Source organism: Pseudoalteromonas sp. SR41-4, assembly GCF_014163985.1.
In the GTDB taxonomy this organism is placed as follows: Bacteria; Pseudomonadota; Gammaproteobacteria; order Enterobacterales; family Alteromonadaceae; genus Pseudoalteromonas; species Pseudoalteromonas rhizosphaerae.
Genome location: NZ_JACJEI010000047.1, coordinates 1 through 22,854, shown reverse-complemented (window position 1 = coordinate 22,854; position 22,854 = coordinate 1). Strand labels below are relative to the sequence as shown.

Annotated in this window: 20 protein-coding genes; 19 read left to right on the top strand and 1 reads right to left on the bottom strand. The window is 40.7% G+C overall.

The features are described from left to right. The first annotated feature begins 519 nt into the window (after positions 1 to 519). The 18 genes from H5180_RS22195 (at position 520) to H5180_RS22110 (ending at position 20,807) form a co-directional block, all read left to right on the top strand. Positions 520 to 1,779: an aromatic amino acid transport family protein gene (locus H5180_RS22195; RefSeq protein ID WP_182759146.1), complete on the top strand. Its 1,260-nt coding sequence runs from the start codon at positions 520 to 522 to the stop codon at positions 1,777 to 1,779. Positions 1,780 to 2,602: 823 nt separating this feature from the next. Beyond that, positions 2,603 to 3,388, top strand: coding sequence for a hypothetical protein (locus tag H5180_RS22190; protein ID WP_182759145.1), 786 nt, complete (start codon positions 2,603 to 2,605; stop codon positions 3,386 to 3,388). Between the two features lie 53 nt (positions 3,389 to 3,441). After that, on the top strand, positions 3,442 to 4,902 hold the full coding sequence (locus H5180_RS22185; protein WP_182735798.1) for a YcaO-like family protein: 1,461 nt from the start codon (positions 3,442 to 3,444) through the stop codon (positions 4,900 to 4,902). Positions 4,903 to 5,253: 351 nt separating this feature from the next. Beyond that, positions 5,254 to 6,345, top strand: a complete 1,092-nt coding sequence (locus H5180_RS22180; RefSeq protein ID WP_182735797.1) for a ThiF family adenylyltransferase — start codon at positions 5,254 to 5,256, stop codon at positions 6,343 to 6,345. A gap of 10 nt (positions 6,346 to 6,355) precedes the next feature. Continuing rightward, positions 6,356 to 7,150 (top strand): hypothetical protein, encoded by a 795-nt coding sequence (locus H5180_RS22175; RefSeq protein ID WP_182735796.1) that lies wholly within the window; start codon positions 6,356 to 6,358, stop codon positions 7,148 to 7,150. Then, the gene (locus H5180_RS22170) at positions 7,143 to 8,102 is read left to right on the top strand and encodes a SagB/ThcOx family dehydrogenase (protein WP_182759144.1); all 960 of its coding nucleotides are present in this window, start codon (positions 7,143 to 7,145) and stop codon (positions 8,100 to 8,102) included. Before H5180_RS22175 ends, H5180_RS22170 begins: the two co-directional genes overlap by 8 nt. A 12-nt stretch (positions 8,103 to 8,114) precedes the next feature. Continuing rightward, the gene (locus tag H5180_RS22165; protein WP_182735794.1) at positions 8,115 to 8,807 is read left to right on the top strand and encodes a CPBP family intramembrane glutamic endopeptidase; all 693 of its coding nucleotides are present in this window, start codon (positions 8,115 to 8,117) and stop codon (positions 8,805 to 8,807) included. 7 nt (positions 8,808 to 8,814) lie between these two features. Next, positions 8,815 to 9,681: an ABC transporter ATP-binding protein gene (locus H5180_RS22160; protein WP_182735793.1), complete on the top strand. Its 867-nt coding sequence runs from the start codon at positions 8,815 to 8,817 to the stop codon at positions 9,679 to 9,681. Next, positions 9,674 to 10,813: an ABC transporter permease gene (locus tag H5180_RS22155; protein ID WP_182759143.1), complete on the top strand. Its 1,140-nt coding sequence runs from the start codon at positions 9,674 to 9,676 to the stop codon at positions 10,811 to 10,813. The genes H5180_RS22160 and H5180_RS22155 overlap by 8 nt, the downstream gene beginning before the upstream one ends. After that, the gene (locus H5180_RS22150; protein ID WP_182759142.1) at positions 10,810 to 12,087 is read left to right on the top strand and encodes an efflux RND transporter periplasmic adaptor subunit; all 1,278 of its coding nucleotides are present in this window, start codon (positions 10,810 to 10,812) and stop codon (positions 12,085 to 12,087) included. The genes H5180_RS22155 and H5180_RS22150 overlap by 4 nt, the downstream gene beginning before the upstream one ends. Before the next feature lie 4 nt (positions 12,088 to 12,091). Beyond that, complete coding sequence (locus tag H5180_RS22145) at positions 12,092 to 12,805, top strand: ABC transporter ATP-binding protein (RefSeq protein ID WP_182759141.1); 714 nt, start codon at positions 12,092 to 12,094, stop codon at positions 12,803 to 12,805. Between the two features lies 1 nt (position 12,806). Continuing rightward, the gene (locus tag H5180_RS22140) at positions 12,807 to 13,967 is read left to right on the top strand and encodes an FtsX-like permease family protein (protein ID WP_182759140.1); all 1,161 of its coding nucleotides are present in this window, start codon (positions 12,807 to 12,809) and stop codon (positions 13,965 to 13,967) included. Between the two features lies 1 nt (position 13,968). After that, a complete protein-coding gene (locus H5180_RS22135; RefSeq protein ID WP_182735788.1) occupies positions 13,969 to 15,144 on the top strand; it encodes an FtsX-like permease family protein in 1,176 nt (391 codons plus the stop codon). 19 nt (positions 15,145 to 15,163) lie between these two features. Continuing rightward, positions 15,164 to 15,862 carry a hypothetical protein gene (locus H5180_RS22130; protein WP_182735787.1) on the top strand — a complete coding sequence of 233 codons (699 nt, stop codon included), beginning with the start codon at positions 15,164 to 15,166 and terminating at the stop codon, positions 15,860 to 15,862. Between the two features lie 16 nt (positions 15,863 to 15,878). After that, positions 15,879 to 17,186, top strand: a complete 1,308-nt coding sequence (locus H5180_RS22125) for a hypothetical protein (protein ID WP_182759139.1) — start codon at positions 15,879 to 15,881, stop codon at positions 17,184 to 17,186. Positions 17,187 to 17,485: 299 nt separating this feature from the next. Further along, the gene (locus tag H5180_RS22120) at positions 17,486 to 18,016 is read left to right on the top strand and encodes a hypothetical protein (protein ID WP_145236511.1); all 531 of its coding nucleotides are present in this window, start codon (positions 17,486 to 17,488) and stop codon (positions 18,014 to 18,016) included. A 94-nt stretch (positions 18,017 to 18,110) separates the two neighbouring features. Beyond that, entirely contained in the window at positions 18,111 to 19,898 is a 1,788-nt protein-coding gene (locus H5180_RS22115; protein ID WP_145236514.1) for a bifunctional diguanylate cyclase/phosphodiesterase, read from the top strand. 81 nt (positions 19,899 to 19,979) lie between these two features. Beyond that, complete coding sequence (locus tag H5180_RS22110; RefSeq protein ID WP_145236517.1) at positions 19,980 to 20,807, top strand: ABC transporter substrate-binding protein; 828 nt, start codon at positions 19,980 to 19,982, stop codon at positions 20,805 to 20,807. Positions 20,808 to 20,855: 48 nt separating this feature from the next. On the opposite strand, the gene suhB is transcribed toward H5180_RS22110, so the two are convergent. Beyond that, positions 20,856 to 21,659: an inositol-1-monophosphatase gene (gene suhB, locus H5180_RS22105; RefSeq protein WP_145236520.1), complete on the bottom strand. Its 804-nt coding sequence runs from the start codon at positions 21,657 to 21,659 to the stop codon at positions 20,856 to 20,858. A 290-nt stretch (positions 21,660 to 21,949) separates the two neighbouring features. On the opposite strand from suhB, the gene trmJ reads away from it, so the two are divergent. Beyond that, complete coding sequence (gene trmJ, locus H5180_RS22100) at positions 21,950 to 22,672, top strand: tRNA (cytosine(32)/uridine(32)-2'-O)-methyltransferase TrmJ (protein WP_145236524.1); 723 nt, start codon at positions 21,950 to 21,952, stop codon at positions 22,670 to 22,672. The last annotated feature ends 182 nt before the right edge of the window (positions 22,673 to 22,854 follow it).

Below are 22,854 nucleotides of genomic sequence, written 5' to 3'. Positions count from 1 at the left end.
GCTCCAAATAAGAGAAACCCGTTACAGCAATGTGACGGGTTTTTTGTTGTCTGGCATAAAGTAAAAAGAAGGTTCGAGGTGAAAGGCAATAGGTTTTAGGTAAAAAAGAATAAGAGCCTAAAGCCGACTCTATACATTTGCTATGTGGCTCTCTACCGCTGTGGGCACCACAACATCCTACTGCGTAGCGCACCATGGATCTAAATTGAGAAAGCCGCTCAGAAATGAAGCGGCTTTTTTACGTCTGTAGGAAAGCTAATGGCTTTGAGCTGTCAGCAGCGTAGTGTTAACCTTTGACATGCGTGTACTGCCATTTTTCTAAGCTTGAAAACTCGAAAATTTATTTCCTCTATCAGCTAAATAATTTTGATTTTATGACTGTTTCAAATTCATGACAGTAAGTAACTCAGTAATTACAAAATAGGCTGTAATATTTAGTTAATTATGTCGCCAAAAACTGAAATAATGTGTTGATTTCTATATGATCTTGCCAAATTATTATACTAATAGGTGAAGTGCATGAACTCTTCCACTGATGCTGCGCAGTTTGACGCAGTGACAACAAGTAAACCGAAATGGAACTTTCATGATACCCAATGGGTGTTGAGTCTTTTTGGTACTGCCGTCGGTGCCGGTATTTTGTTTTTGCCAATTAATATTGGTATTGGTGGCTTTTGGCCGCTGATCATTTTAGCGTGTTTAGCGTTTCCAATGACTTTCTTAGCCCACCGTGGTTTAGCGCGTTTTGTATTGTCATCAAAGAACAAAGATGCTGATTTTACCGATGTGGTTGAAGAGCATTTTGGTGTGAATGCTGGTAGATTAATTTCATTATTGTATTTCTTATCAATATTTCCAATTCTACTGATCTATGGTGTTGGCCTAACTAATACTGTTGATAGTTTTATGGTAAACCAATTAGGTATGGAAGCACCTTCTAGAGTATTGCTTTCAGGAATTTTAGTTGCAGGTATGATCAGCTTGATGCTCGGTGGTGAAAGGCTAATGTTGCGTGCTTTTGCTATTTTAGTGTATCCGTTAGTCGGTATTTTATTGTTTTTATCGTTGTATTTAATTCCGAGCTGGCAAGTACCAAATATGGCCTTTCCTGAGTTTGCAGGCTTTAGTAAAACGTTATGGCTGTCAATTCCTATTATAGTGTTCTCATTTAGCCACGCAGCGGCGATCTCAAGCTTTGTAAACGTACAGCGAGGTCATTATGGTAAACAAGCGACAGCTAAGTCCGAGGCGATTCTAAAGCGCACCAGTTTATTACTGATAGTGTTCGTTCTATTGTTTGTATTTTCGTGTGTACTTTCATTAACACCAGAGCAAATGTTGCAAGCAAAATCACAAAATGTATCCGTGTTATCATACTTAGCTAATGTTACTGACAACTCATTTATTGCCACCTTTGGCCCGCTAGTCGCGTTTATTGCTATCACTTCATCTTTCTTAGGTCACTTTTTAGGAGCAAGAGAAAGCTTTAATGGGCTTGTTACTAAGCAAACCAACCTATCAGTGAAGAGCGCCGATAAAATTGGCGTTGCTATTATGTTCTTGGCAATTTGGTTTTGTGCTGTTAAAAACCCAAGTATCTTAGATATGATGGACCAACTATCAGGGCCGATTATTGCGATGATCTTATTCATCATGCCAATGATCGCTGTTTATAAGGTTCCAGCATTACAAAAGTACCGTGGCCGTTTTAGCACTTTGTTTGTGTTAGCTTTAGGCTTATTAGCGGTAGCTGCATTGATTTATGGTTTTGTTGCTTAGCGAGTAGCTTTAGAGACTTTAGTTAGATTAAATAAAGGCCCTGTAGGTGACAAACTTACAGGGCTTTTTAGTTTATGCTATTGCAGCTAGAGCGCAGGTTCTAATATCAGCGGTAAAAGCTAGACTTTTTTGAAACTTGTATCAGACGTGGCAATACCATTTTTACTCTCGTTTGCAGGAGACACAGCTTGGCCTTGTACATTATAGATTTTTAATTTGCACTTGGTAGGCTGAATCAGTCGCACTTGCAATAGTCGTCATTACTGCTTTCGTTAGCTATAAGCTTACTAAGCACTAATTGATTTTCTGGCACGTATAGCAGTGCATCGCCTTTTTCTACGCTCCACTAAAGGTCTGATTCAAAATTGTTTTCGAACTCAGAATTTGTGTAAGTTAAATGTAATGGGATTGATGCAGCATTTTTCGCAAAAACTTTATCAATCAGCAATAATACTGAATCATTATTAGGACTAATCCTGACACTAGACTAGATGCGTTAAAAAATCTCTCATTTAGAACAACTCAATAACGAAATTTCTGCCTTGCTATCGCCCAGATTTCCTCACCTCTAAACAGATCACTTAATTAAGCGAATTGGTATAAAAATCGTACTAATTACATTCAGTTTCTTAAGTTTTATATCAGATTTAATTGAATGTAAAAGCTCAATTTATAACGATCTCGCTGTGTGATTTGTATATTTAATGTACAAAAAATTGACAAGTTTAAAAAAGGGAACAACAATAATAGGAACAAGGATCATATAAAACTTGTTGAGGCCAAACGGCCCAACAAAATAGTTTGAAATAAAAAGGAAATTATAATGAGAGTATTATTAGTTTTTGTCTTTCTTACGCTATTGCTTACAACCTCAAATCTAAAAGCAGAACAAGATCACAAAGATTCAAGTTTAAACAGCATTTCCGATAGTATTCAAAGATTTTACTCGTTAAGTAAAACAGAAAATTTAAAAGAATATGAAGAATTACTACTGAATAAAAAAGCTAATTCAGAAGAAGAGTCACTTTTGGTTCAGTATTTTATCGCACTCATCAACTACAGACTTGGGCTGCTGGATTACGAAAATGGCGAAACCTATTTTCAGAAGTGCCTTGATACTAACAACAATATACTCTCCAAGTCAGCAGAATATACCGAAGCGCATGTGCTCACCGCCGCATGTTCTAATGCTATGATTCGTTACCAACCAGAACAAACAATGGCATTGTCACTTAAAAGCCGTAATGCTCTTGATGCTGCTACGAAAATTGACAGTCAAAATCCTCGCCTTCTATTTATCAAAGGAACAAGCGCAGTGTATATCCCCCCACAATTCGGTGGAGGAATAGACGAAGCTAGTCAATTATTCACCAGAGCTATAACGTACTTCAGAACTCAAAATTCAACGGAGGGCAAGCAGTTACCTAAATGGGGCTTTGACGAGGCTTATCTTTGGTTAGGTATGCTCAAATCCTTGTCAGGTGAGCAAGGAGATGCCATATCTGCACTCACCAAGTCATTAGAAATTTCTGACAATATTTGGGTGAAAAACACTTTGATACCAACTCTAAAGAGGGGGGAGTCAATCGCGCAGTACTTTGGGCTATAAATAACTACTGAATAGCAAACATCAAAAGAGTAAATAAGTTTGGGATTATTACTATGTCAGTCAACATTGAATCGACAGCAATTAATCAACAATACCTTTCTCTGCCTTACATTACAGGAAGCAAGGAAAGTAAAGGGTATGAGGAAATAAACTCTTATTATTACCCAAGAGGACCAATCAAAAGAGTACTTAGTTATTTTAGAGGTTCTGGGGGCTTAATTATGTACACGGGCAACTGTGAATTCTATGAGTTTGATCACATTGCCCGAAATATTCTTGGTAAAAAGTCATTCGAGAGTAGTATACAGCGGACCATCTTTGGTGGTGGTAAAGGCTTTGACTTACCTACCATGATGGCCTCCTCCTTAGGCGAAGTTATCGAGAGGGCAATGGGAAGCTTTATCTCATTTGCATATGATGACCAGTTGATACATGGTACTTACAAAACTATGCTGGAAAAAGGATTCAACTGCTTGCATCCCAGTGAATTACCCTTGTTTGCAGATGAACAATACGAAAAAGAAGGATTTGAATACGAAAGATTTACTGAAGATACCTTTGTGGGATGGATTCAAGGTGAATGCTTATTGAATGGTTCTGAGAATATTTGGGTGCCGGCTCAAATCGTTATGCCATTTAATTTACTTCACCCTAAGGAAAATATGTTTTGCTATGCCACTAGTGGTGGACTAGCGACTCATATTACAAAAGAACTGGCCGTTTACCATGGTATTTCTGAAGTGTTAGAGCGCGATGCTGTGAATGTTCACTGGAATACAGGCCATGCTCCAAAGATCATTGAGTTGGACTGCATGCCAGACGATTTTAGAGTGCAACGTATTTTAGAACATGCCCAAACCCTAGTTGACAATATTACTCTTTATTTACATATGACAGATGTAGAGGATTTTTACACTGTCACTGCGGTTGGTTTTGTCGAAGGTTTTAATAAGTATAACTATATTTCCGGAGGCGGTGGTGGTCTGACAATTGAAGACGCCATCCTCTCTGCTTTAGGTGAATTTGCGCAGGCTGAGGGAAGTAGCCGAATAATTCTGAATTGTCCTCAATGGGTATATTCAGAAAGAGTAAAAGAGCTATTTTTTGTTGAAGAAGATGTACCAGTAGAAAAATTCGATATTTTTTATAAAGTAATTGGTCACTATGGTTATCCCTCTCACGCTAAAAAGCTTCAATGGTATCTGGAAGGTTCCGGGAAAGTTAAATTATCAGAATTAATGAGTAAACCTAAAAAGAGTGAATGTAAATTTGAGCAAATGTTGGAGATATCGAGAAAAAATGGATTAAACCCAATATTTTTCGATTTTACGCTACCAAATTTACAAACAGTCCGTTTGACGAAAGTTTTTTGTACCAAACTTACACCTCCATATTTACATTCAATGCCTTCATATGGAGTTGACCGTTATTTCGAATTACCACAAAAATTAAATTGGAAAGACAGAAAGTTAACTTTTGAAGACCTGACTAAATCACCACAACCATATCCATAGAAACTGGGTTACTTGTAATTTAAAACCGGGTTAGCGGTAATGGGTGCTTGTTGCATTACAACTTGCAGCGTTAGTAGGAAAACACACGGAATAACCGTGAGGTTAACTTTTAAATTTAAATATGAGGAAGACAAATGAAACTTTCAAAATCATCAGCTTTCGATCACAGATATGAGTCTGGATTAGCGTTTGCTCCAGGCGGTTGTAACTGCTGGTGCTGTTGCTGCTGTTGCTGTAACGGCGGCGATCAAGTCAAAGCCCTGTAAGCTGAGTTAATTAATGCCGGCTCTTTTATGAGGGTTGGCATTTTTAAAAGAATCTATGTCGACCATAAATATAAGGTAATTATAAATGGCACTTAAAAACGAAAAGTATCAAATTAACCCGCATCTTCGAGTGATAAAAGTCACCGAGAATGAAATATTGGTTAAACACAGTGCTCGCTCTTTCTTTTCCAAAAATTGGACGGATAAAGGGCGCACTGGTTTATTAGGTCGTGTTATTAACCATATGAATAGCCAAACGAATCTTCAGGATTTAAGAGAAAAAGAGATCGTTAAATACGAAGAACAAGAAGACGCCCTGCAACTAATTGAACAATTAATCGAAGAAAAAATACTGGTGGAAGCTGACCACGATTTGGTTGATGTCTACTACCGAGTTATTCAAGATGCCGAAACTCCATTGGCGGATAAACGCATAGGAGTCATTGGTTGCGGTCAGTCGGGAAGTCGCATTGCCAGGCAACTCGTACAAAGCGGTATTAAGCATTTACTACTAGCAGATGATGCTAAAATCAAAAATACCAATACAGTTCATCGCTTCCTTGGTATTGAGCCCAGATACATACAAGAACAGGCTCCGATTGCTGATTGTTTAGCTGAATCTTTTCAACACTATGATTTAAAATGTATTTCTACTATTACCGAAGATAGTTTTTCTAAGGAAAACATCGCCAAGGTTTTCGAAGAGTGTGACTTTGTGGTTGCCGCATTAGATGAATATATGCAGTCTATTTTGCACTCTGTCAATGAGCAGGCTCTGGAAGCTGATAAGCCTTGGGCTATGACTATATTTGATGGCTCTGAAGGTGTCGCTGGGCCCATTTTCGTTCCTGGAGAAACAGGCTGTTTTAACGAGTTTGATATTCAGGGTATTGCCGCAGCGGGCACCTTAAAGCGTGATGTCATCACTTATTACGATGCCGTCAGCGCTATGGGACAACCTGATTTGGGAATAGCCCCCCCTCCCTATGTTGATGTGGTATCAGGACAGTTTACCGCAGGACTGCTGACCTACCTTACAACTGGGAGAAGCTACTTGGTGAGTCGCGCCATACGGACTGACTTCGAACGCATGTCTGTAGATTATGAAGATATTAAACGTATCCCACGCTGCCCGGCTTGTGCTCCATTCCGTCCATTTAGAAACGTGTTCTTGTAGGAGTCCAGTTATGCCATTTATCGATCCTGCCGATTATTTTCTAGATCAGAAAACCACGGCTGAAGGCACTTTTATGCCGCCGATTAACAGCATTGACTTGCTGCCAGAAGTATATAGAGAGTTTCAATGTCGCTTCGGTGAGCTTTCCATTAACCCTGCGGAATTCTTCCACGAAAACTCGAAAGTATCCCGCCATACCACGAGGCGAATCGCTGAAAATCAAGAGAGCATAGATCAAATTATTCAGCATTACATGGATACTTCCTACAACTATAGCCCCGACACTGTAAGTGATATGAATATCAGTCCAATCCTGCCGGCATTTGAATGGTGTAAAGAGGTTCCCGAGTGTTTGCATTCACTGGGACAATTTTCCCCCAAGCGCTTCTACGCCATAGATGCTTATGTACTCACTGGGGACAAGTTGCGCAAGATCCTGCCCAACAAACAAATTCTGGTTAAAGACAGAAATTACGACGCAGCAAAGCTGAAAAAATTGAACCAGTCATTTTACGGACCTAATGTAGATTCGGTATCCAATCAAGACTCACTGGTGTTTCTTGTTGGTTGCCCTTGGAGATATATGATGATGTTTGGGGCTAAAGGCTATCGCAAAATGCTGTTAGATCTGGGTTATATTCTGGGCTTCTACGAAGAAGATATACAAAATGGGCAAATGACGCAACTGGATTACTTCTATGATAACGAAGTGGATCGATTTTTAGATCTGGACGGAATCGAACAGTCTATTCAATGCATTCTCGGCGTTACAAACGAAAAGAGTGGAGTACACAGTCATGGATAATAATGAACAAACCATAGGGCAGGAAGTGTCATCTTCTACACCAATGGCAGAGCAATCTAATCAAAGCGGTCCTTTTTCGAATCGAGATACGGTTACACCTCTTTTGGAACAACTGGAAGCGGCAAATCGAGCGGCCATTGAAGTTTATGTTAAGCGCGCATTGGCTAGGCAAGAAGAAGGTTTAGCGATTAACCCTCTCGCTCTGGCTCATGATGGATTAAAACTGGATGTGGGTGTCGGTAAGCAGGTCATGAATAACATTTTATTCTCAGATAGGCCTGCGATCAATGAGGGAAATGACAACAATACTTTTATCAAACTCCCTGAGCCATGTATACAACCCACGGAAAAGTTTGAGCAACTGATGCGCCGAAGGAAATCAGTGCGAGATTATACTGATGAAGAAGTATCATTGGCAGAAATATCTAGCTTGTGTACATCCACAGTGAGTGCCAGAGATAGATTCAAAATCACTTCATCTCAGGTTATTCCTCATGCACCTCTTGCTCCAACAGGGGGAGGCTTACTCTCTATTCAGCTGTACTATATTTCGCTGAATACGGAATCTCTGTCCCGCGGCATATATAAATACAGAGCTGACAAGCATGCGTTGGAATTGGTGAGTGAAGGTGAAGTAAGGGGTCGCATATTTGAAATTACTTCATTCCAGGACTGGATTGCTCGCTGTGCAGGTATCTTTGTATTAGTTAGTGATTTAGATAGAGTGCAATGGAAATATGAGGACAGAGCTTATCGTTTAACCCATATGGATGCTGGTGTATTAGGGCAAAGCTTGCACTTGGCGGCAACCTCTATTGACCTCGGATCGTGCATGGTGTTCGGTTTTCTGGACAATGAAATGAATCAACTTATGGGCATTGATGGAGACCGTCAATTTGTCTCTCTAATTATGCCAATTGGTAAACCGATATCGGATTTCACCTCACTTTAATAGGAGATGGTTATGATGCTTTATTTGGTGCTAAGTTTTGTTCTGATTTTGGCTGCTGTATTTGCAATATCGGCTCGACTCCTTTCCAGATGGCGCATTGATAGCTATGATTTTTTCAACCGAAACAGCTTGCTAATGTACTCTGCCACCCTAGGTCTTCTGTTTATCGCTGTGTTCTGGGGCACTTCCCACTCCGAAGTTGTGCTGTTGTTCGCATTGCCCTTGGGGTCTGAGCACTGGCTAGTGTTTACAGCAATTATTTTACTGTCCACTATTTCAGGTCTATTACTATTTAAACTAGAAGCTTGGATGATATCTCTAAAAACCAAACAACAAGCGCAATCCCGTACGTCAGTGGTGTCCTATTGGCAAAAGAAATGGTTTGTTCCTGTTGTGGTCTCAATTGTGTTGATGGAAGAGGTTATATGGCGAGCCTACTTGCCATTAGCCATGTTTCAAGAGTGGTCGTTCTCTCTCTCATGGGCGCTCGTCATTAGCTCACTAGCATTTGGGGTTCATCACATATTTTTTGGCTGGATACATGTTATTTTTAAATCAGTATATGGCTTTATTTGGTTGTTAATGACTTTGAGTTCCCAATCATTACTGCCTGCCATTATCGCCCATTGCGCCTTTAATTTTGCAGTCTATTGGCACAGTGCAAATCAAGTCAACACTTTAATCAATGTGAACGAGGAGCAATAAGGCTGATATGTCAAAAATACTCAATTTCAAAAATATCCACAAGTCTTATGACTCCAACCTCGCTCTCAAAGATGTCAGTTTTTCAGTTAGTGCTGGCAAAGTTCTGGGAATTTTGGGCAGAAACGGGGCTGGAAAAACCACCATAGTCAATTTGTTAGTGGGGCTTCTTTCATCAGACGAAGGAGAAGTGGAGTTATTCAATTCGCTTCCTCCGTACGACCAAAACACTCGTTCAAAAATAGGTTTGGCGCCTCAAAGAATTGCTTTGTACAGCAGTTTGTCTATTATGGAGAATCTGACTTTCTTCGCGACTCTGCAGGGCTTAAAGGGAAGTGAACTTGAGCACAAAGTAAATTACGCCTCGGAAAAAATGGGACTGCATACCTTTATCCATCGCAAGGTGAAGTCTTGTTCTGAAGGAATTAAACGTAGAGCAAATATGGCGGTGGCACTGCTGAGTAACGCTGAACTATTGTTACTGGATGAACCTACTGCAGGTGTAGATATTCAAAGTCGGCAACACATATTAGACGTTGTTCTAGATCTGAAAAATTCAGGCAAAACTGTATTGTATACCACGCATTATATCGAGGAGGCGGATCAGGTCTGTGACGAGGTCCTAATACTACACGAGGGCCGAGCTTTGGCTTGTGCTTCCACACTGGATCTTATTGCTCAGTATGGCGGCGATAGTCAAATCTCTTATCAGCAGAGTGAGCAGGGGCAACCTGTGGTTCTTTCTAGCAGAGAACCAGCGAAAGCTGTGCATCAATTATTTAATTCTCACTCCAGCATTTTTAATCTCAAGGTTATTCCGCCCAGCCTGCAAGACGTGTTGACAAATTTGCTGAACGGAGAAAAACTCAGTGCGTGAAATCATCTATTTAATCAAAAAAGATTGCATGTTAATTGTCCGTGATGCATCCAACTTAGTCATGATTTTGTTGTTACCTCTTTTGATCGCGACCATCTTTGGGGCCATTAACAGTGTCAGTGAGGAAACCAATAAACTAGCCATAGCCTTGGTGGACAATGATAAGACAAAAATAAGCACCGCCTATGTAGGTAGATTATCAAAACGAGAAGAGCTGGAAATAATTCAAAGCTCGTTGGAAGAGGCACAAAATGCCACGCGTTTGGGGGACGTCATTGCTTATTTGATTTTGGAGCCAGGTTTTGGCGCTGGATTACAACAGTTTCCTTTTATTACCTCTCCTTCCGAAATCCGCATAGTATCGGATCCCAAGCGCAAGATGATTTCTGGCATGATAACCGGCATCACGATGCCTACCGCGATGGAGTTAGTGCAGGAAAGACAAGGAAGTGGTAATTCGGATATGGCCAGTCAAAGCCTAGAGCCCCTGAAAATCACTCATGAAGATTATGTCGTTGAAAGCGATCTACCCGTGAGTGCTTTCAGTATTACAGTACCACAAGCTTCACTTTGGTCCATATTAGCCTGTGTAGCCATTATGAGCTCCAGCCTCGCCACAGAAAGATTGCAACAAACCATTTTGCGATTAAAAGTCTCCCCTACTCCCATGTGGGTTATTTTGTCCTCCAAGATTCTATCTTGTATGTTCACTATTTTTGTTTCCTGTGTAATTTTAATCGTATTCGGAAAAATTGCGTTTCAACTCAATATTCAATCTTTCGCTATGCTGAGTTTCGCCATTTTGTGTTCGGCATTTTGTTTTGCCGGACTTATGTTAGCCATTGGCAGTATTGGATCTAACCCTGAATCGGTAGCAGGCGCAGCCTGGTCGATTATGGTCATATTTGCCATGTTAGGGGGTGGTATGATGCCCCAATTTTTAATGCCTGAATGGCTGTCTTATCTCAGTAACATAAGTCCTGGGAAATGGTCTATTTTGCTGATGGAAGGGGCAATTTGGCGTGATTATTCAATAGCAGAAGCTCTTTTGCCGGCAGCTATTTTAATCGGTCTTGGCGGATTGGGTTGTGCCGCTGGCATTAGAAACCTCAATCAAGAAAAATTTTTATGAGCCAAATGCAAAATAATCAACAAAAGGACGTAGGCAAAGAGGCCTGTGAGGATATGTTGTCCATTCTGCACAAACTTGAATTTGGCGACACAGCTCCGTTGCACAAACCAAGTAATCTCAAACCGATCTATTATTCAATTTTTGCTTTATTAATACTAGGGGCTGGCTATATTGCAGTTCAGATCTTATCCACAGGTAAACCAACTGAGGTCAGCGTAATTGGCACTCCACAGAACACTAGCTCTTTCGGCTTGGCTCTAGATGCCCAATTAGAGGTATCTGGTTTTGTTGTTGCACCAGAGAGCACCACAGTGTCAGCCAATGTAACGGGTAGAGTGACCGGTATTTCCGTAGGGCTTGGGGATTTGGTGCAAGCGGGTCAAGCTGTCGCCACTTTAGACGACAGGCAAGCAAAGATAGAGCTAAATACCTTTGAAACGAACTTGAAATCTCAGTTATCTCTTAGAGAGGTTAGGCTGGAAGATTTAGCTTTAGCACAAGCTTCCAGTGATAGAGCCAAGCGACTATTAGAAGAGCAGCTCATTAGTGACGAAGCCTACGAACAAGTAATCAGTCAGGTCATTATCAAGAAAATAGCAGCCATCCAGTTAGAGCAATCCATTGATGAGTTAAAAAATGGAATTCTGCAGACTCAGCTGTACCTCGATGACCTAATTATACGCTCGCCGTTTAATGGTATAGTGACCGCTATGAGCGCTAACGTCGGCGAAATTATTTCTCCTGCATCTGCCGGGGGCACTTTTACCCGAAGTGGCATATGCACCATCACAGATTTGTCTTCTTTGGAATTTCATTTCGATGTTAATGAACGCTTTCTTCCACAAGTGGTAAACAGCGACAGTATTAGTGTCAGTTTTACCTCTCAACCCGATTTGCTAGTTGAAGCCAAAATTAAACAAATCGCTCCAATTACTGACAGTCAAACAGGCACTGTTATAGTCATAACAGAACCTGTTGAGCAAGTGCCCACAATCAATCCAGGCGCAACGGTAACAGGGGTGTTTACTAAAAAACCAGACCATTTAAATGACGCACCTAAAGCTATTCTGATTCCTAATTCAGCGGTGCATATTCTAGATGGAAAAACCTATGTATTTGTTGAGGTAAACGGTGTTGCAAGACGGAGGCTAGTTGATGCAAGACAAAAGGCAAATGACGATTATCTGCTAACAGATTTGCCGCAAAGATTAACGGTTATCTCATGGTCTGCTTCACCTCTAACAGATGGTCAAGACATCATGATTAAGCGATAATATTATGTTTTTACAAATAAAAAAATTGTCAAAAGGATATCGAAAAGGCGACACACGCATTATCGCCTTGGATCAAATTAACCTGAATGTCGAGCAGGGGGAGTTTATTGCTTTAACTGGCCCTTCGGGCTCAGGAAAAACTACACTGCTGAATATTATCGGCGGGTTGGACAATCAGGATGCAGGTCAAATACTCATTGAAGGCCAGGTACAAACCAAAGGTTGCGATGCAGAATCTGCGTTTTGGAGAGCGCAAAATATAGGTTTTGTTTTTCAGTTTAGTAATTTACTGCCTTATTTAAGCGCTGCACAAAATGTGGAATTGCCACTACTCCTAACCAGTCTATCATCGAAAAAGAGACGAGAACGAGTCAGTGCAGCACTGGAACTTGTGGGACTAGCCGATAGAGCCTCACACTATCCCAACGAATTATCTGGTGGACAGGAACAAAGAGTCGCGATTGCAAGAGCTTTTGTCAGTTCGCCAAAGTTAATGTTGTGCGATGAACCTACCGGTGATCTGGATAGAGAGTCTGCCAAATCAATTCTGAACTTACTCAACACATTAAAAACAGAGTTTAAGAAAACGATCATTATGGTGACACACGATATGATAGCGGCAGAAGCAACTGACCGACGCATAGAGTTGTACAAAGGAAAGCTAACTCAAGCCATTGTTTCTTCAGAGATCTCCCCATTTTCAGATAAGGAGCGCTAGTGTGGGTTTGTTGCAGATAATAGTGAGGAATATGTTACGTAAGCCGGTACGGCTTGTACTGACTATTATACCTATGTGTTTGGCATTTTTTGGTTTTAGTTTGATTGTTGGCATCGATAATGCTTATGACGTCGAATTTGAATTAGACGATAAACGTCGCATAGTTACTATAAACCGGCAGTCAATTACCCAGCCGTTAATGCAACCTGCCATCGAACGGGTTAGAAAAATGCCACAGGTAAACGATGTCACTTTCGTCACTTGGTTTGGCGGTTACTTTCTCAAACCTGACCAGACCTTTTCTCAATACGCTATTGAAGAAGACAATTATTTTGCAGTGTTTGACGGAATTCAAGTTCCAGATACTAGTTTGCCCTTGTGGAAGGAAGACCCAACAGCTGTTTTAGTCACACCGGTACTTGCTGAGCGTTTTGATTGGAAAACAGGTGACAAAATCATACTCACTACTAGCATTTGGACCCAAAAGAATTTCAGCAGTGATTGGCCCTTTACCATCGCTGGGATTTTTTATGCCGAGGACGGTACTGAAGAGGAGTCCATGTTAATTAAACATACTTATTTGGAACGGAATCGTTTGTTTGGTAGAGGTATGACTAGTTTTTTTGTATCCCGGATTCGTCCTGAATATGACGTCAACAATACTATCACCCAGTTAGACAACCTGTTTGAAAATAGCAAAAGCCCGACTTTTACATCAAAAGAAAGCGCTTTCGCTGAATCATTTCGTAGGCAGTTAGGCGATTTAGCACTAATGACAAAACTCGTATTAGCCATTGCCGTTCTGGTAGTGTTTTTACTCACATCTAGCTCTATGGCTCAATCGCTGGTGGAGCGAAAAAGAGAGTTGGCACTCTTTAGTGCAGTGGGTTACTCAAAAAGAAAGATTAGTTCATTGTTAGTGATCGAGAATATTTTGGTTGTTGTGTTGGCAATGCTGATTGCTACTTGCATTACTTTTGTAAGCTCCTGGATACTGGGACAAATACTTGTGGATGGTCCATTCTCTGATATTGAGCTCAGGTTTTGGGACATAGTTCAAATTACCGCCATCGCTATTTCTCTTGGTGCAACAGGCGCAACTCTTCCTTTGCTAAAATTGCTGAAGGAAGACTTGTCAGCTAACTTAAAATCGGCGATTTAGCATGAATCTGTTTTTAAATTGTTTACGATTAGACATTAAGAGTTCAGCCAAAAGGCGTTACGAGGTTGCTTCTATTCTAATTTGTTCCGCCAGTTTGACTTTAATCATTTTGGTGTTTTTGTCACTTCGCGTGGGGTTATCTGAGATGATTCAAACAGCGGGATCGGATAAACAATTGATATTACTGGGCAATGGTTCAGAAAGCGAAGTGATCAGTTCCTTTAATTTTCAACAAATTGAACAGCTAAAGACACTCATCTACGCGAATTCCAGTAACCCAGTTATCGCTCCGGAGCTTTTTACTAATATTCGAGTCGGTGACGCCACCAAGCGCGAAGCCCAAGTGATTGCTGTTAGAGGTGTAGGTGATGATTCACTGAAACTGAGAAGTCACTTCAGTATACAAAGCGGCAGAATGTTTGAATCAGGCAGACGTGAACTCATGGTTGGCAACAAGCTGATTTCGCGATTTCCCTGGTTGGGACTGAATCAAAAAATCACTTTGGGTTCATTAGAATGGATTATAGTGGGCGTTTTCTCAACAACTGAAACTGTTGCAGAGTCCGAGATTTGGGGGGACGTTAGCTTACTACAGGATGCTTACAACCGGGGGGCTATTTTTCAATCTATTCGAATTGGATTTGAAGATGCTGAAAGCGCTCAGGCGATAATGAATATGCTCAATCAGGAGAACAACAGAATCAGTTTAGTTGCTAAAACGCAGCGACAGTACTACGCAGGCCAAATTGATGAAATGACTCAGTTTGTAGACATTATCGCCATTCCCAGCATTATAATTTTAATTCTAGCCACAGGTTTTTCGTCATTGCAGAGCATGCATACCATGATTGAAGCGCGCCAGAGAGAAACCGCGTTACTAAGAGCAATAGGCTTTTCTTCGGCAAGTCTGGCGTCCAGTATTTACAGTGTCACCATACTGATCAATATAGCTGGTGCGGTAGTGGGAATATTGGTGACATTGGGCATATTTACCCAAACCAAAGCCGTGATTTTGAATCATCTCAGCCTAAGTGAAGTGGTTTTTCCATTTAGCATTACCTGGCAAAGTGCCTTCATCGCTGTTCTGACTTCTATAGCTATGGCGTTGGTTAGCGGACTACCCCCGACTTTTATTTCACTAAAGCGCTCAATCGTTAACGGTATTAGAAAAGGTTAATTCAAGTAAGGAAATAATAATGAATCAACAAATGCATCGCTTTTTAGACATTGAAGCGCAAATCTGGCAGCTAAAAATGCAACATGATGCCGATGGATTAAAACAGTTCTTTACAGCCTTTGTTGAAGAGCAAATGCCAGAACAATTAAAGCACTGGCAGATCTATTATGGCGCATTTGTGTTATTGACATTGAGTCAATTGGGAGGAGACAGCAAAACACATTCACAACAGGCCATAACCTTGTTGAAAGATGCTCATGGTATAGAAGACAATAGCGATGAATTCTATAATCTGCTTGCCTGTTGTAGTGGTCACTTGGCGGCTGCAACTTCTGAGCCTATAGCGAAGGCGAGAGCAGGGATGACATCGGATAAATCCTTCAAGATTGCGCTTGAAATAAATCCTAACAACCCCCGTACTTACCTATTGCAAGGTTTGTCCTTTATGAACAAACCTAGGCTAGTTGGTGGGAGTAAGAAAAAAGCGCTTACGCTACTGACTAAATCTGTGGAGTTATTCGAAACTGCGCTGCCAGTAACAGAACAAATACCATCATGGGGGCACCTTGATGCTCTTTATTGGCTTTCTAATTGTCACCTGTTCTTCAATCACTTTAAAGAGGCTAGTCAGTATGTAGATCAAGCACTTCACATGGATGCCAGATTTAATTGGGGCTTGTCGCTAAAGCAAAAAATTGAACTTAAAAGTGCTAGTTAAGATTGGAGAAAGCAGAGTGTCTAAGTCTATCCAACAGAACCTGATGATAGCCTCTTTTCTAATCGGGATGAGTTTAGACATCTCTGCCGCCATGATAACCAAACCTGTGGAGAGTTGGTCTCACGTTAAACCTGAGCCCTATATTGGTGTAGGTGAGCTTGACTCTATAGAGCTTGCAGCAGACTTTTCTCTTCGGAGGAAGATCGCTTGGCAAATTTCAGCTGAAGTTTTAGCGCCTGCCAAACAACAAACCGGATTTGGTTTTATTGTGGAAAATAACCTTACTTCACTGTGGCAAACCTGGTTTTCCCGTGATGACATTGAGTATCTTTTAGACACAATAGATTCAAATTCAGCGTTTACGGGTTCGGGGCTTACAGAAAGTGCAGCCCAGAAGTTATTGTCGAGTATTCAAAGACCTAAATCGCCCAATATTGATCCGGCACCATTGACAGGGGGGTTCCAACTATTTTCTCCTGCAGTTTACAACTCTGATTATGTGCTTCACATATTGCAACACTTTCGTAGTATTGCTGCATGTCAAGCGGTGACGGTAAAATTAATGGACACACCGCTAGCGGACAAAGCATCTCATTCCAATTGTATGGTGGAATTTCCGGCAACCTCCATAATGATGAAATTAGCCTGGGGCGAAGTTAAATCTCAAAGTGCCAATGGCCTTTGCTATAAAAGTAATGTTAAAGATTTGAGCCCCAGCGGTGTACATCAGGTTATCGCTAATAGCGGTGCATGGGTTGAAAGAGGAGAGTATTGCCTAGATAAAACTAACGCTTTTACCATGAGTGATGGTGATAGAACCTTTGTCCTAAAAGGTTTTCACATTGTTACTAAAGAGCTTAAAGATTGGATATGGATCTCATTTATTTGGCAACCCGAACCAGATATAGGCTTTGGTAGTGACAGACCGGACAGTATCAGTGATGTCTACAGCAACTATATTATGTTAGTGTCGGTCAATGAACTGGAAATGGATCCCTCCCCAGGAAATGGAATGAATAACCTCCCGCTGTTTACTGGCAGTAAAAAATTATTTTTAAACTATCGCAATAAAAAAGAGGTAATCACTTGGAATTCTAACCCTTTTATTGAAGGGCCCGATTCCACCAGTAATTGTATTAGTTGTCATCAGGGTATATTTGCCACGGGCAAATTTGGGCCAAATATAGAGCGTAAACATTTTCCTTATGACTATACCTTTGGCACGCAAAACAGTGATCTTATCTTGATGCCAAGAGTATCATTCAGAAAAGCCATTAACCGAGCCGCAGCGAAATTTAGGTCTAGTCACAAAGATGACAAATAGGGTAAGCGAACTCAGTTTTTGAAAATTAACAATGTACTTGAAAAAGCCAAGGAGGTTAGAAGTGCCCCGATGGTGGTGGTGAATAGTCTAATAGTATTTGTAGCTTTAGAGTATCAAGCCAGAGAGAAGCTGAAAGAATAAAAGGCCTACGTAAGGGGCAAGCCCCTTGTATTTGCATATTTGTCGGCGGGGTTTTATGCCGCGTAGCTTTAAATAGGTCGCTGTTAATAATTGCTATTTATGGAACGTAATATTTCCTATAATAGTAATTATTGATTAAGTATTGATGTAACCAACTAATGTTAAAGCAACTTGTAGTCGCTAGTAGTCTAATTATTGTTAGCGGATGTGATGACAACGTTAAACCTCAGCAATCAAAGGCTGCAGTACAACCTTATCAATTAACAACACTTGAACATTATCAGCATCAAGCTAATAACTTACTTCGCAGTATTAGAGTGCAAAAAGACGCAGCTAATTTAGAAACTCAATCTGCTGATTTAGTCGCGCTATCGCAGACTATCCTCAATGACTTGATAGTTGATTATCCACAATGTGCTGAATACATAAATGCGCTTATTGCTGTTGCTGATTTGCTCCCTTCATTGCCCCTAGAAGAAATTGAAAGTGGTTATCATAGCGATGGTAAGCTACCTAAGTTTGACGATCCCATATGTTATCATGGTAAGGATTTATTGGTTCATCCTGCGACTGTACAGGCGGTTGCTCGTTTAGGATTTGTTGACCCACAAGCTTATGAATATGCTGAACTTGAGATTATTGAGGTGATAGCTCATTTTGATCAGGTTGAACAAGCATTAAATAAATAACAAAATGCCGGAGTGTTAACGGGTACTGACATAAAATTGTCATACCAGCTTGCTACTTTAGCACTCTCTTAATGAAGTAATGGGTTGATGATAAGTGAGTGCTCGGCTAGCTATATTAGAAAATATCTTAAAAAACAGTGAAATAACGACACTGTTTCAACCCATCTTTGATATTGCAGGGCAGCAAATTTTAGGTTACGAAGCATTAAGTCGAGGCCCTAAAAATTGCGATCTAGAGATGCCAAATGCGCTTTTTAGTGCTGCAATTGTGCACGATAAAATCTCAGAGCTTGAGTTGTTATGCCGTTCAAAAGCGATCGAAAATTTTGTAAGGTTAAAACTACAAGGCAAATTATTCTTAAATGTAAGTCCTAAAACGTTACTTGATCCCTGCCATCCGAAAGGCGAAACATTACACCTAATTAAGCAGTTTGGCTTGGCCGCTAATAGAGTGGTGATTGAAGTTACCGAACAAGAAAAGGTTGATGATGGTTTTTTATTGCTAAAAACAATTGCCCATTATCGCCAGCTCGGTTTTTCGATTGCCATCGATGATTTAGGTGCAGGCTACTCAGGGTTAAAGCAATGGTCAGAATTATGTCCTGACTATGTGAAGATTGACCGTTATTTTATTGACCATTGCGATGAAAGCGTGGTTAAAAAAGAATTTTTAAAATCAATTATAGAGTTAGCGAAAGTTACCAAAACAGCGGTGATAGCAGAGGGCATAGAGCGGGTTGAAGAACTCAGTTTACTTGAAGGGCTAGGCATTGTGAATGCGCAAGGCTTTTTGCTGGAACGACCAAGTTTAAAACCTAGCTTAGCGTTTGACTCAGCTCAATTACAGCAATTAAGTTTTACCCCACTTAACAATCAGTTTGAGCAATCAATGGCGATAGGTTGGTTAGCAATCGAACAAGCCCCAATAGACAGTCATACTCGTTGTAAAGATGCGCATAATATTTTTGAAAAAGATAAATCGATTATCAGTCTTGCGGTTGTCAATGAAAGCTTGCAGCCGATAGGCTTATTACACAAAGATCAACTGACAGAAGTATTTGCGGCTCCTTATGGCCATGCTTTATACGACAAACAACCGGTTACGGCACTAATGCACAAGCAACCCTTGGTAGTTGATGAAAATCAGCTGCTTGATACTGTTAGTCAGCAAATTACCGAAAATGATTTTGATATTCGCCGTCATATTGTGATCACTCGCACTGAGCAGTACTTAGGGCTCGCGCCACTGCGGGATATTTTAAAACATATTACGGAAGAGAAAATTCGTCATGCTCAGCATGCTAATCCACTTACTATGCTGCCGGGGAATGTTGCAATTAACGAAGCAATTGAGCATAGATTAAGAGCCAAACACAGCTTTGCATTAGCCTATATTGATTTAAACCACTTTAAGCAGTTCAACGATTTATATGGTTACGCCAGTGGTGATAGTGTTATCAAATTATTGGCCGATGTCACCACCCAAGCTTGTAGTAATGTGCCCAGTTTTGTTGGTCATATTGGTGGCGATGATTTTATGGTGGTCTTTGATGGTGATGATGCGGCTACAGTATGTAACAACATAATAACTGAGTTTGAGCTGAAATCTCGTGCATTCTTTACGCCAGAGCATATTGCCAGTGGTGGTTATTGGGCAACTAATCGTGAAGGTGAAAAGCAATTTGTACCTTTACTTACTTTATCGATTGGCGTTGTTGAACCCGATCTAGAGCAGTGTACTAACAGTCATCAAATTGCTGCATTGGCAACAGATGCTAAAAAAGAAGCAAAACGTTATCGCCACAGCTATCTATTTTTATGTAAACGACGTGGCCCTGCTTTGGCGGTTGTACGTTTAACTCCTGAGAAACAAGTCATATAAAATAACGTTAAGTAGGGCTGTTTTTCTTGAGTATTTATTGCTCAGCGTGTAGCTTTACTAAAACACTAGAAAATAATAAATATGACTAGGTATTTCTTTTCACTCATCTCGCTCTCGGTACTTATTGTTAGTACTGTATGCAGTGCTAAAACTGCAGCAAAAGAAACGATCACAATCGCTCAAGAACCTCGAACATTATATAAACGAGATGCATACTTAAAAGAGTTACTGCAACGTGCGCTTGATGCTGCTAATTATTCAGCCCAGTTAGAATCTGTCGTGGTACATCCTCACCAGCAGCGCGCGCTCATAGCCCTTGCCGATAATAGCGTTGACCTATATTGGAGTATGACCAGCCCCGAACGCGAAACCTTAGCAATACCGATAAAAGTGCCGTTATTTAAAGGTTATATTGGTAAGCGAGCCTTAGTAACTAGGCAGTTGTTTCTTAATCGCTTTGCTGATATCAAGAGCAAAGAGCAACTAAAAGGGTTTACTGCAATTCAAGGGCATGACTGGCCGGATACCAAAATATTGGCATACAATGATTTATCGGTGCGACCGTTTGCAAATTATCAAGCGATGTTTAATATCGTTTTGACCGGACGAGTTGATTACTTTCCTCGCTCCTTCATAGAAGTAAGCTCAGAGTTAAAAGAAGTTAATAAGCAAGCGCTGGTTATTGTGCCAAATTTATATATTAGCTACCCGAGTGCATTTTATTATTTTGTTGCAAAACACAGGCCAGAACTGGCAAAAACGCTCAGCGATGGCTTAGCTATTATGCAAAAGAACGGTAGTTTTGATGAGCTATTTAATCAGTATTTTGGCGATGATTTAAAGGCCTTGCCATTTGATCCGCAAAATACTGTTGAGATCAAATTAGAGAACCCTTATTTTAATCATTAAAAAAGGAGCCTAGGCTCCTTTTAGTATCGATCTGAGTATAACTCGCTATTAGCGAAGTAACGCTTCAGTTAACACTGGGCGAATTTCACGGATCATCGCTTGTGTTAATTTCGGTGCGCCACAGATAATATTACCGCTGTGAGCGTAATTATTACCACCGGCAAAATCTACAACCATACCGCCAGCTTCTTTAACCATTAGTTCACCTGCAGCTGAGTTCCATGGTTTTAAACCAATTTCAAAGAAACCATCAACACGGCCAGCTGCCACGTATGCCATGTCTAGTGCAGAACAACCGGCACGGCGAATATCAGCAGTGTGAACAAACAATGCTTTGAATGCTTCAGTATACGCATCCATATGGTGTTTGTTTTTGAATGGGAAACCAGTGGCAAGAACAGTACCAGAAAGAACGGTAGTTTTACTTACACGAAGACGTTTGCTATTTAGCTGTGCGCCTTGACCACGAGAAGCGGTGAAAAGCTCGCCACGAATTGGATCGTAGATAACAGCTTGGTCTAGACGACCTTTAACTTTAAGTGCGATAGAAACCGCGTAATGAGGGATGCCTTTGATGAAGTTTGTAGTGCCATCAATAGGATCAACAATCCATTGGTAATCTGCATCTTTGCCTACGTGCTCACCTAGCTCTTCACCAACAATAGAGTGAGTAGGGTAAGATTGTAAAATAGTGTCGCGAATTACGGCTTCGGCTTCTTTATCAATATTCGTTACTAAATCATTAGTGCCTTTTTGTTGCACTTCAACTTTTGATAAATCTTCGCCAGCGCGAAGTAAAATTTTGCCTGCGTTACGCGCAGCGCGAACCGCAATGTTTAACATTGGATGCATGGTATTACCTTTGGGTTGTAAAAGAACGTGTATATATTTCTATATATTTCAGCCGGCGTATTCTAGCGATTTTTGACACAAAGTAAACAATAAACCCCAAAAAGTTTTGAGTGTTTTTTGTACTGGGTTGAGTTGCAAGGTAAAAATTACAAGACAAAAGCCAGCATTGATCGTTGATACATCAAACTTCCCATATTTATTACCTAGAACCTAGAACCTAGAATCTTTGCTGCTTACAGCTTTTCTCTATGTTATAATTCGCGCAATTTTTTGGTATGAGTTAAACAGTAATGATCTTAGATGACATCCGCATTGTTTTAGTAAACACCTCGCATTCAGGTAACATCGGCTCAGCGGCGCGCGCGATGAAAACCATGGGCTTATCAAAACTGTATTTAGTTGATCCAGCGTGTGAAGTTGATAGCCACGCCAGCGCATTAGCGGCCGGTGCAACTGATGTGCTAGGTAATGCGGTGATAGTTGACACAGTTGCTGAAGCGATTGCAGGTTGTGCCCTAACTATTGGTACTAGCGCCCGTTCACGTACTTTATCGTGGCCTATGGTGGAACCACGTGAATGTGGTGAGAAGCTAGTTGCCGAAGCTGTTACTGGTCCTGTAGCATTAGTTTTTGGCCGCGAAAACAGTGGTTTAAGTAATGAAGAACTGCAACTGTGCAACTATCATGTGTGTATTCCGGCTAATCCTGAATATAGCTCGCTTAATTTAGCAATGGCTGTGCAGACCTTATGTTACGAAACGCGTATGGCGTTTTTAAATCAACAACCAAAAGCCACGCCAGTAGATGATGCTGTGTATCCAAGCTCAAAACAAACCGAGTTATTTTACGAACACTTAGAACAAACCTTACTGGAAACAGGCTTTATTATTAAGCAGCATCCGGGCATGGTAATGACTAAGCTACGTCGTTTATTTAACCGTGCACGCCCAGAAGATGCAGAGCTAAATATCTTGCGCGGTATTTTAACCTCAATAAATAAGTCTACTAAATAAGCGAAAGTTATAAGACTAATACTTGACTAAATTACTCAGGTAATTACAATGAACACAGTACTTGACTAAAACAGTCGGGTATTGAAGTTAATTGAGGGGCTAGGAAGATATAGGCACTAGGAATAGCTTGACTAGAATCGAGCTATATAAACTTTGTAGAACCTAGAACCTAGAACCTAGAA

Bases quoted from the DNA above. Each gene is read 5' to 3' on its own strand.
- H5180_RS22195 (WP_182759146.1), top strand. From the start codon at position 520: ATGAACTCTTCCACTGATGCTGCGCAGTTTGACGCAGTGACAACAAGT.
- H5180_RS22190 (WP_182759145.1), top strand. From the start codon at position 2,603: ATGAGAGTATTATTAGTTTTTGTCTTTCTTACGCTATTGCTTACAACC.
- H5180_RS22185 (WP_182735798.1), top strand. From the start codon at position 3,442: ATGTCAGTCAACATTGAATCGACAGCAATTAATCAACAATACCTTTCT.
- H5180_RS22180 (WP_182735797.1), top strand. From the start codon at position 5,254: ATGGCACTTAAAAACGAAAAGTATCAAATTAACCCGCATCTTCGAGTG.
- H5180_RS22175 (WP_182735796.1), top strand. From the start codon at position 6,356: ATGCCATTTATCGATCCTGCCGATTATTTTCTAGATCAGAAAACCACG.
- H5180_RS22170 (WP_182759144.1), top strand. From the start codon at position 7,143: ATGGATAATAATGAACAAACCATAGGGCAGGAAGTGTCATCTTCTACA.
- H5180_RS22165 (WP_182735794.1), top strand. From the start codon at position 8,115: ATGATGCTTTATTTGGTGCTAAGTTTTGTTCTGATTTTGGCTGCTGTA.
- H5180_RS22160 (WP_182735793.1), top strand. From the start codon at position 8,815: ATGTCAAAAATACTCAATTTCAAAAATATCCACAAGTCTTATGACTCC.
- H5180_RS22150 (WP_182759142.1), top strand. From the start codon at position 10,810: ATGAGCCAAATGCAAAATAATCAACAAAAGGACGTAGGCAAAGAGGCC.
- H5180_RS22145 (WP_182759141.1), top strand. From the start codon at position 12,092: ATGTTTTTACAAATAAAAAAATTGTCAAAAGGATATCGAAAAGGCGAC.
- H5180_RS22135 (WP_182735788.1), top strand. From the start codon at position 13,969: ATGAATCTGTTTTTAAATTGTTTACGATTAGACATTAAGAGTTCAGCC.
- H5180_RS22130 (WP_182735787.1), top strand. From the start codon at position 15,164: ATGAATCAACAAATGCATCGCTTTTTAGACATTGAAGCGCAAATCTGG.
- H5180_RS22120 (WP_145236511.1), top strand. From the start codon at position 17,486: ATGTTAAAGCAACTTGTAGTCGCTAGTAGTCTAATTATTGTTAGCGGA.
- H5180_RS22110 (WP_145236517.1), top strand. From the start codon at position 19,980: ATGACTAGGTATTTCTTTTCACTCATCTCGCTCTCGGTACTTATTGTT.
- suhB (WP_145236520.1), bottom strand. From the start codon at position 21,659: ATGCATCCAATGTTAAACATTGCGGTTCGCGCTGCGCGTAACGCAGGC.
- trmJ (WP_145236524.1), top strand. From the start codon at position 21,950: ATGATCTTAGATGACATCCGCATTGTTTTAGTAAACACCTCGCATTCA.